This window comes from Streptosporangium nondiastaticum (genome assembly GCF_003011965.1).
Classification (GTDB): domain Bacteria; phylum Actinomycetota; class Actinomycetes; order Streptomycetales; family Streptomycetaceae; genus Streptomyces; species Streptomyces nondiastaticus.
The window spans coordinates 1-7,738 of record NZ_PXWG01000211.1 but is presented as its reverse complement, the minus strand read 5'-3'; the positions used below and the strand labels follow the sequence as shown (position 1 = coordinate 7,738).

Sequence of the window (7,738 nt, the reverse complement as noted above, 5' to 3'; positions counted from 1 at the left end):
TGGGGCCTGCGGCCTGAGGGTCGCGCACGGTGGCTCCTCCTCGCTCCGGCGCCGGGGGAAGGGGGGCCGGAGGCTGGGCGAAGGGTGGGGGATTCCTGAGCAAGTGCGGGGTGTTGCCAGCAAGTTACTCGTAAGTAAAACCGTTGGGTAGGCCGTCGGGAGGACCGGTCGCCGCGAACGCCGCGCGCACCCCGGTGATTTCACCGATTCGCATTCCGGAGCGGCGCTGCATGCTCTCCGCATCCGTTGCGCGTCCCACTCACCGGGAGGATCGTATGCGAAGGCTCATCAGCGCCCTGGCGCTCGCGGCGGCCGTGGCCGCCACCGTGACGGCGGGTCCCGCCGCCTCGGCCGAAGCCGCCCCCGCGCCCGCCTCCGCCGGAGCCGTACGCGCCCCGGCCGGATCCGCGTCCGCCCGCACGCCCGTGGTGTTCGTGCACGGGTACCTCAGCGACGGCGTGACGTGGGACCCGGCGGTCGCGGCGTTCCTGGCCGCCGGCTACCGGCCCGGCGACCTCTTCACCTACTCCTACGACTTCTTCGGCTCGAACAAGACGAGCGCCCAGGGGCTCGCGGCCTTCGTCGCGAAGGTGAAGGCCGACACCGGAGCGGACAAGGTCGACATCGTCAACCACTCCATGGGCGGCCTGGTCTCGCTCTGGTACGCGAAGGAGCTGGGCGGCGCCGCGGACATCAAGCACATGGCCTCGCTGGCGGCGCCCCACCACGGCACGTACATCGCCGGGCTCTGCGCCGTGCTGTCCGTCTCCTGCCAGGAGATGTCGCCCGGCTCCGACTTCCTGAAGAGACTCGCGTCGGGTGACGAGACGCCCGGCGCCGTCGACTACCGCACCTGGTACTCGCCGTGCGACGGGGTGATCAACCCCTTCACGAGCACACCGCTGAAGGGGGCGGTCAACACCCTGGTGCCCTGCGAGACGCACCTCGGGTTCCTGACCGACGTCGGGCTGCTGACGCAGGTGGCGTCCGCCTTCAAGGGCTGACCCGGCCCGCAGCGCGGCGCGGCGCCCGGCCCGGCGGCGAGCCGGACCGGGCGCCGCGGACCGGTCGGGAGCAGGGCTCCTGCTTACGCCGCGCCCTGCACCGCGGGCGTGCCCTCCGCCGTCTCCGCCGCCCGCGCCGCGGCCTGTGCCGCCGCCGACCGGGCCCGGCCGCGCTTGCCCATCACGGTCGTCCAGGTGACCAGCGCCGCCACGACGACGAGCGGGAACAGGTTGTTCACCAGCACCATGGCCTTGGTCGGCAGCACGTACGTGAGCGCCACGCGGATCGCCGCCTCCAGCAGGAAGCCGACGCCCCACACCGACGTCAGCAGGTACTGCATGCGGCGGAAGCCGGGGAACTCCCACAGGCCGTTCCAGCGGGCCAGGCCCTCGGGGGTGCCGTCCGTGCCGAACTTGCGGCCCAGGTAGAACATCGCCGGCCGGCGCATCGCCAGGCTGCCCAGGAACGTGAGGCCGAGCAGGCCCGTGATCGCCGATTCCTTGATGAACATCAGCTCGGTGCTGTTGTACGCCACCGCGCTCAGCGCGCCGAGCAGCATCAGGGCCAGCATCATGATGCCGAACTCGTCGACCCGGCGCTTGATCGCCAGGTGCAGCAGCGTCTCGACGGCCGGCCACAGCGTGATCAGCAGCAGCGCGTGCACCTGGCTCACGCCGTGGTCGGTCAGCATCCCGTAGGTGACGAACGGCAGGATCACGCCGAAGAGGATCGCCGGCCCCCAGTTCATCAGCCCCTTGGCCCCGCCGCTTCTCTTGCCGCTCTCACCGGCGCCGTGCGCGTTCGTCATTCCCGCCCCGTTCAATTTTCTTGGTACCCGCATGCATTTTTGATCTGTATCGCATATGCTCACGATCGTGAGCGAGAGTGCAACAGATCTCCAGAGCCTAACAGGTCGTCAGGGCAGCGCGAGCGTCTCGCGCGGAGCCAACGTCTCCCTGGTGCCGTTCCTCTACGGAGTGGCCGGCCGCGAGGAGTTGCCCGGCGTCGCGCTGGTGCGGCTGCTCGCGGACCTGGGCCTCACCCCCGCCGCCGCCCGCTCCCTCATCGCCCGCATGCGCCGGGACGGCCTCATCGCCGCGACCCCCCGCGGCCGCGGCGCCGACTACCGCCTCGCCGGCACCTTCCTGGAGTCCTTCCGCCAGGTCCGCCACGGCCGCCCCGAACCCCCGGCCTGGGACGGCTTCTTCCACGCCGTCTTCTACACCGTTCCGGAAGCGCGGCGCGCCTACCGCGACCGGCTGCGCCGCGCCGCCTCCCTCGCCCGCTACGGCCTCATGCAGCCCGGCGTCCTCATCTCGCCGGCCGACCGCCGCGACCACCTGCTCGCCGAACTCGGCGGACCCCCCGAGGAGGGGACCGTCTACTTCGGGCGCGTCGAACTCCCCACCGCCGACGCCGCCGAGGTCGCCCACCGCGCCTGGGAGCTCGCCGAGCTGGACCGCCGCTACCGCGAGCACACCGCGCGCCTCACGGCCGCCGTCGCCGCGCAGCCGGTGCCGCCCGGGCCGGGCGCCGCCGCCCTCGCGGCCTACGCGCGGCTCTTCGGCGGCAGCCTGACCGACACCCTCCGGACTCCGCCCGGCCTGCCCCCCGAACTCCTCCCGGACGACTGGCCGCTGCCCGCGCTCCTGGCCGCCGTCGGCCGGACGTACGCGCACTTCGGGCCGCCCGTCATCGCGTACGTGGAAGGGGTGATCTCCGAGAGCGGCGCGTGACGCGGCCCGCGGGCCGGAGTCCGCCCTGGCCGGAAACCTCCGGGTCGTCCCGCCATGGCCGGATCGCTCCCTCCCGTTCCTCCGGACGGTGCTGCAAAGGTATGCCCTTTCGCCGTCGAGCCGAGAGGAACGACCGACATGCGCGACGAACCCACCCCGCTTCCCCAAGAGGTCCCGAAGGAACTGCACGTCTGCATGGGCCTCAACTCCTGTGCCGGCCTGGACGCTTCGGGGACGGCCGAGATGGCCGGGACCGGGACCTGCGCCACCGTCTTCCACGTCTGTCACGGCGAAGGGTCCTGCCGCGGCCAGGGCGGCTGCGGCTACGCGGGCACGGACTACGAGCAGTTCCACCCCGGCGAGCAGGACTGCCGGTACAACGGCAGCTGCGCCAGCCCGATCAACGAGAGCAGGGTCTTCTCGGCCGGGCCCCTCAAGGGCAAGAGCGTCTGGAAGCAGGCCCGCCGCCTCTTCGAGGCCCGCATGTACGCCGCGGGCAAGGCGTTCGGCCCGGCCCCGGGCCAGGGCATCCCGGACGACCGGATGCCGCACTACGACTACATGCAGCAGCCGTCGGCGAACCGGGAGCCCGCCCGGAGCGCGAGGGACGACCGTGAGTGAGCCCCGGCTCGGCACGCCCCGCCTGGGCTTCGGGGCGGGCCTGCGGACACCCCACCTCCCGTACATCCGCGAACACCGCCCCGCCGTGGGCTTCTTCGAGATCATCTCCGAGAACTTCCTCGGCTGCCACGGCGGCCGGCGGAGCGCGCTGGAGGAGATCGCGGACCACTACCCCGTGGTCCTGCACGGAGTGTCGCTGTCCATCGGCAGCACCGACCCCCTCGACTCCGGCTACCTGCGCCGGCTGAAGCGGCTCGCCGACGACGTGGACGCGCCGTGGGTGTCCGACCACGTCTGCTGGACGGGCGTGCTGGGCATCAACACCCACGACCTGCTGCCGCTGCCCTTCACCGAGGAGACGCTCGCCCACGTCACGGACCGGGCCCGCATCGTCCAGGACGTGCTGGAGCGGCCGCTGATCCTGGAGAACCCCAGCAGCTACGTCGAGTTCCGCGCCTCCACCCTCACCGAGTGGGAGTTCCTGGCCAGGCTGGCCGAAGAGGCCGACTGCGGGATCCTCCTCGACGTCAACAACGTCCACGTCTCGGCGTACAACCACGACTTCGACCCGGAAGCGTACCTGCGGGCACTGCCCCACGAGCGCGTCGTCCAGATGCACCTGGCCGGCCACACCGACCACGGCACGCACATCATCGACACGCACGACGCCCCCGTCGCCGAACCCGTCTGGGAGCTGTACCGCACGGCCGTGGAACTCACCGGAGGAGGAGCCGCCACCCTCCTCGAACGGGACGACAGGCTCCCGCCGTTCCCCGAGCTCATGGCCGAACTGGACCGGGCGCGGGCCGTCGCCGACTCGGTGACCGCCGTCACGGCCGGGGGCGGCCATGGCTGACGGCACCCCCGGACCGGGCCTCGCGGCCACCCAGCGCTGGATGCAGGCCGCCATCCTCGACCCGCACGCACCCGGCCCGTACGCGCCCGGTGACGTGCTGACGGCCTCGCGCCGCCTCTCCGCGCGCGAACGCCTGCACATCCACCAGCAGGGCTACCGGCTGCGCCTGACGGAGTGCATGCGCAGCCTGCACCCGGGATCGGTGCACCTCCTCGGCCGGGAGATCTTCGACGGGTTCGCGCTCGCCTACCTGGAAGCGCACCCCTCCCGCTCCCCCACCCTGACCGGCCTGAGCGGCGGATTCGCCGGCCACCTCGCCCGCACCCGGCCGGACGCCGCGCCCGGCGCCGAGCGGGAGCCGTGGATCGACCTGCTCATCGACCTGGTCCGCTTCGAGCGGGCCTTCACCGAAGTCCTGGACGCCCCCGGCCCGGAGGACGGCACGGGCGGCACCCCGCCCCTGAGGCTCTTCCGGGCCTGCGCGCCCGTCCACACCTACTTCACCGAGGTCCGCCGCGGCCGGGACCCCGAGCCCCCGGCCCCGCACCCGGTCCGGCTCGCCGTCACCCGGCGCGACCACACCGTCGTCACCCGGGAGCTGAGCCGGGCGGCGTACGACCGACTGCTGCACGCACACCCGGAGGACGCATCATGATCGACATCCAGGCTCTGGGCGCGGACCCGGAGCAGGACATCGCCACCGTCCAGGACCTGGCCGACCACCTGAAGGCCGCGGCCCACGTCGAGCTGTCCACGATCCCGCTCTACCTCTACGCCACCTACTCGATCAAGACGCGCGGCTACTCGCAGTGGGCCGCCGGGGCGTCGGCCCAGCGCCTCATGACCGGCATCGCGATCGAGGAGATGCTCCACCTGACGAACGTGCGCAACCTGCTCGTGGCGATCGGCAAGGGCGAGGAGTTCCGCTGCTACGACGAGCAGTTCATCCCGAAGTACCCGGAACCGATGGCAGGACGCGTCCCCGAGCTCATGCTGCACCTGCGCCGCTTGTCCACGGACCAGATCGACACCTTCCGGGGGATCGAGGAGCCGGAGGGCATCCGCCCCCCGAAGCCCGAGGCCGTCCGCCCCTACCTGTCCCTCGGCGAGTTCTACCGGCGCATCGAGAAGGGCATCCGCTTCCTCAGCAGCGATGACGCGAAGGAGCGCATCGATTGGGACCAGGCCCGGGAGACGCTGTGGCGGCACCAGTACCACCGGGGGTACTGGAACCAGAACGGCGGCTCCGACGGCCCCCGCCTCATCACCAGCGAGGACACCGCCCTGCAGGCCATGGAGGTCATCGTCGACCAGGGCGAGGGCGCGTGGGACGACCACGGCTACCTGCCCGACCCGATCGTCCGCGACCCGGCGAGCGACTACCCCCCGCCGGCCATCGGAAAACAGCAGGCCTCCCACTACACCAAGTTCACCGACATCAAAAAGGGCCTCAACGGCATCGGCGTCGTCGTCGACGACAACGGCCTGCAGAAGTTCACCATCGACGACGAGGAGGTCATCTGGCCGGTGCTGGACGACCCGGACATCAGCCTGCTCAAGGACACGAGCCCGGTCCGGGACCTGATGGTGCTCTCGAACGCCGTCTACTGCTACGTGCTGGCGCTGCTCGACGCCATCTACGACGAGCCGATGTCAGCCGAGCCGCCGTCGGACGAGGACGCGTTCACCACGGACCGCCGGTACGGGCTGGAGCGGGCCTTCATCGCCGTGATGCAGGGGGTGCTGTACCCGGTCGCGGACCTCTTGGTGCGCACGCCGCTCACGGCGGACGACCTCAAGACACCGCCGAAGGCACTCGTCCACGCCGGACCGCCGTTCCAGTTCCACCAGTTCACGAAGGAGCCGAAGGCCGAGCTCGTGGAGCGGTGCACCGCACTGCTCGCGCACTTTCCGGAGCTGGGCGGTGACGACGGGGTGCAGCGGCAGATCGGGCTGCTGCCCGCGTTGCCGGGTTTGCTCGGCTGAACCTTTGTTGCGGCGCCCCTCCCTCGCGGGAGGGGCGCCGCCTCATCACGTCACTTCTTGGTGGCGATCCGCCCGTTGACGAAGAGGGGAGCGCCGTCGTCGGCGGTGTCGATCGTGTTGTTCGGCACGGTGAACTCCACCTTGCCCGGTTCGAAGACCAGGGCCATGCTCGACCCGCCGTAGCTGAAGTAGCCGAGCTCGTCGCCCCGCGTGACCCGGTCGCCCACGGCGACGCTGAAGCGGACCGACGAGATCTCGGTGATGCCGACGGGGATCACGCACACCAGGCCGATGTCGGGCACGGTGCTCTCGATGACCACCAGCCCCCGGGTGTTGACGTTCGCCTGGTAGCCCTGCGAGAGCGTGCCGGCGGACGTGTCCACGTCCTTCATCGGCAGCTCGCTGAACAACAGGCCGGGGATCCGCTCGACGTGCCTGACGATCCCGTCGACCGGGGCGTGCCAGCGATGGTAGTTCGCCCCGGAGAGGAAGGACTGGAAGACGTCGCCCCCGACGAACCTGTCCGTGTGCTCGTAGCCGCCCAGCATCTGACGGAGTGCGTACGGCTGGCCCTTGAGGGTGATGTCGGCGTCCTCCTGGACGTCCGACACGAACCGCACCACCGACCCGTCGTTGGGGGAGACGACGGCCTGCGGATCGTCCTTGGCGCCGTTGGGGCGGAACTCCGGCTTGATGTGCCGGTTGAAGAAGGCGTTGAAGGACACGAATCCGCCGTAGAGGGCGCCGGGTTCGGGGATGACGAACTCGTAGAGCTTGTTCTGCTCGGAGGCGGCCTGGCACAGCCAGCCGTTCGGGCCCTCGTTGAGGACGTAGCGGCTCTCCGGGCTGTCCAGGAAGGCGCACCATCCGTCCCTCAGGATGGTCAGGAGCGCGTCGTTGAACCGCTCGTCGCGAAACGCGTCCCAGCCCGCCTGTGTCGCCATCATGTAGCAGAAGAGGGCGGACATGGGGAAGAAGACCCGTTCCTTCGGGTCCAGGCGGTACTCGGGGGCCGTCACCGTGATCTCGTCGAGACACTTCAGCATCTCGTCGATGTTCTTGACGTGCTCGGCCTTGTGGCCGGGGTCGAGCTGCTGGGCCTGCTCGATCATCAGGTTCACGTTGTCGCGGAGGGGCTTGTCCGATTCGAGCAGCTCCGCCAGGGCCTGGACGGTGGGGACGTGCTCCGCCGTGCGCTTCCGGGCCTTGGCCACGAGGTCCGTCAGCCACGCGTCGACCGCCTTGCGGCTGTGCGGCAGATAGCCGGCCGCGCGGCCGAACGAGCTCTGGTAGCGCGCTTCGAGTGCCGCGGCCGTGATGGGCTTGACCATGGTCGTCCCTTCGTCGATCGGACCGGGAACGGCGCCGCGACCGGTGTACGGGAACATCCGTCCCGTACACCGGTCGTGCGTCGGACGTCCGACCGTAGTGGGCCGTTCCGAAGGCCGCAGGAGCCCGAATCAGCCGCGGCCGGCCGGCACCGCCGGGGCCGCCTGCGCCGTCCGGCCGGCCTGCTGCGGGCGGGGCGCGGCCG

The 7,738-nt window shown here is 71.1% G+C and carries 8 protein-coding genes; 6 read left to right on the top strand and 2 right to left on the bottom strand.

Features of this window, described 5'->3' with window-relative positions; genetic code table 11:
* Positions 1-275 precede the first annotated feature (275 nt).
* The gene (locus tag B7P34_RS34125; RefSeq protein ID WP_106682034.1) at positions 276-1,004 is read left to right on the top strand and encodes an esterase/lipase family protein; all 729 of its coding nucleotides are present in this window, start codon (positions 276-278) and stop codon (positions 1,002-1,004) included.
* A gap of 83 nt (positions 1,005-1,087) precedes the next feature.
* Here the strand turns inward: B7P34_RS34125 and B7P34_RS34120 are convergent, their stop codons facing one another.
* Positions 1,088-1,813 (bottom strand): VC0807 family protein, encoded by a 726-nt coding sequence (locus B7P34_RS34120; protein ID WP_106682033.1) that lies wholly within the window; start codon positions 1,811-1,813, stop codon positions 1,088-1,090.
* 67 nt (positions 1,814-1,880) lie between these two features.
* On the opposite strand from B7P34_RS34120, the gene B7P34_RS34115 reads away from it, so the two are divergent.
* From B7P34_RS34115 to B7P34_RS34095, 5 genes are all read left to right on the top strand, one after another.
* Positions 1,881-2,741 (top strand): PaaX family transcriptional regulator C-terminal domain-containing protein, encoded by an 861-nt coding sequence (locus B7P34_RS34115; protein WP_189383264.1) that lies wholly within the window; start codon positions 1,881-1,883, stop codon positions 2,739-2,741.
* A 138-nt stretch (positions 2,742-2,879) separates the two neighbouring features.
* The gene (locus B7P34_RS34110; protein ID WP_106682031.1) at positions 2,880-3,362 is read left to right on the top strand and encodes a hypothetical protein; all 483 of its coding nucleotides are present in this window, start codon (positions 2,880-2,882) and stop codon (positions 3,360-3,362) included.
* On the top strand, positions 3,355-4,218 hold the full coding sequence (gene bufB, locus B7P34_RS34105) for an MNIO family bufferin maturase (protein ID WP_106682030.1): 864 nt from the start codon (positions 3,355-3,357) through the stop codon (positions 4,216-4,218). Before B7P34_RS34110 ends, bufB begins: the two co-directional genes overlap by 8 nt.
* Positions 4,211-4,873, top strand: coding sequence for an HvfC/BufC N-terminal domain-containing protein (locus B7P34_RS34100; protein WP_106682029.1), 663 nt, complete (start codon positions 4,211-4,213; stop codon positions 4,871-4,873). Before bufB ends, B7P34_RS34100 begins: the two co-directional genes overlap by 8 nt.
* The gene (locus tag B7P34_RS34095) at positions 4,870-6,204 is read left to right on the top strand and encodes a ferritin-like domain-containing protein (protein WP_106682028.1); all 1,335 of its coding nucleotides are present in this window, start codon (positions 4,870-4,872) and stop codon (positions 6,202-6,204) included. The genes B7P34_RS34100 and B7P34_RS34095 overlap by 4 nt, the downstream gene beginning before the upstream one ends.
* A 50-nt stretch (positions 6,205-6,254) precedes the next feature.
* On the opposite strand, the gene B7P34_RS34090 is transcribed toward B7P34_RS34095, so the two are convergent.
* Positions 6,255-7,535: a phosphatidylserine decarboxylase family protein gene (locus tag B7P34_RS34090; protein ID WP_189383263.1), complete on the bottom strand. Its 1,281-nt coding sequence runs from the start codon at positions 7,533-7,535 to the stop codon at positions 6,255-6,257.
* Between the last annotated feature and the right edge of the window lie 203 nt (positions 7,536-7,738).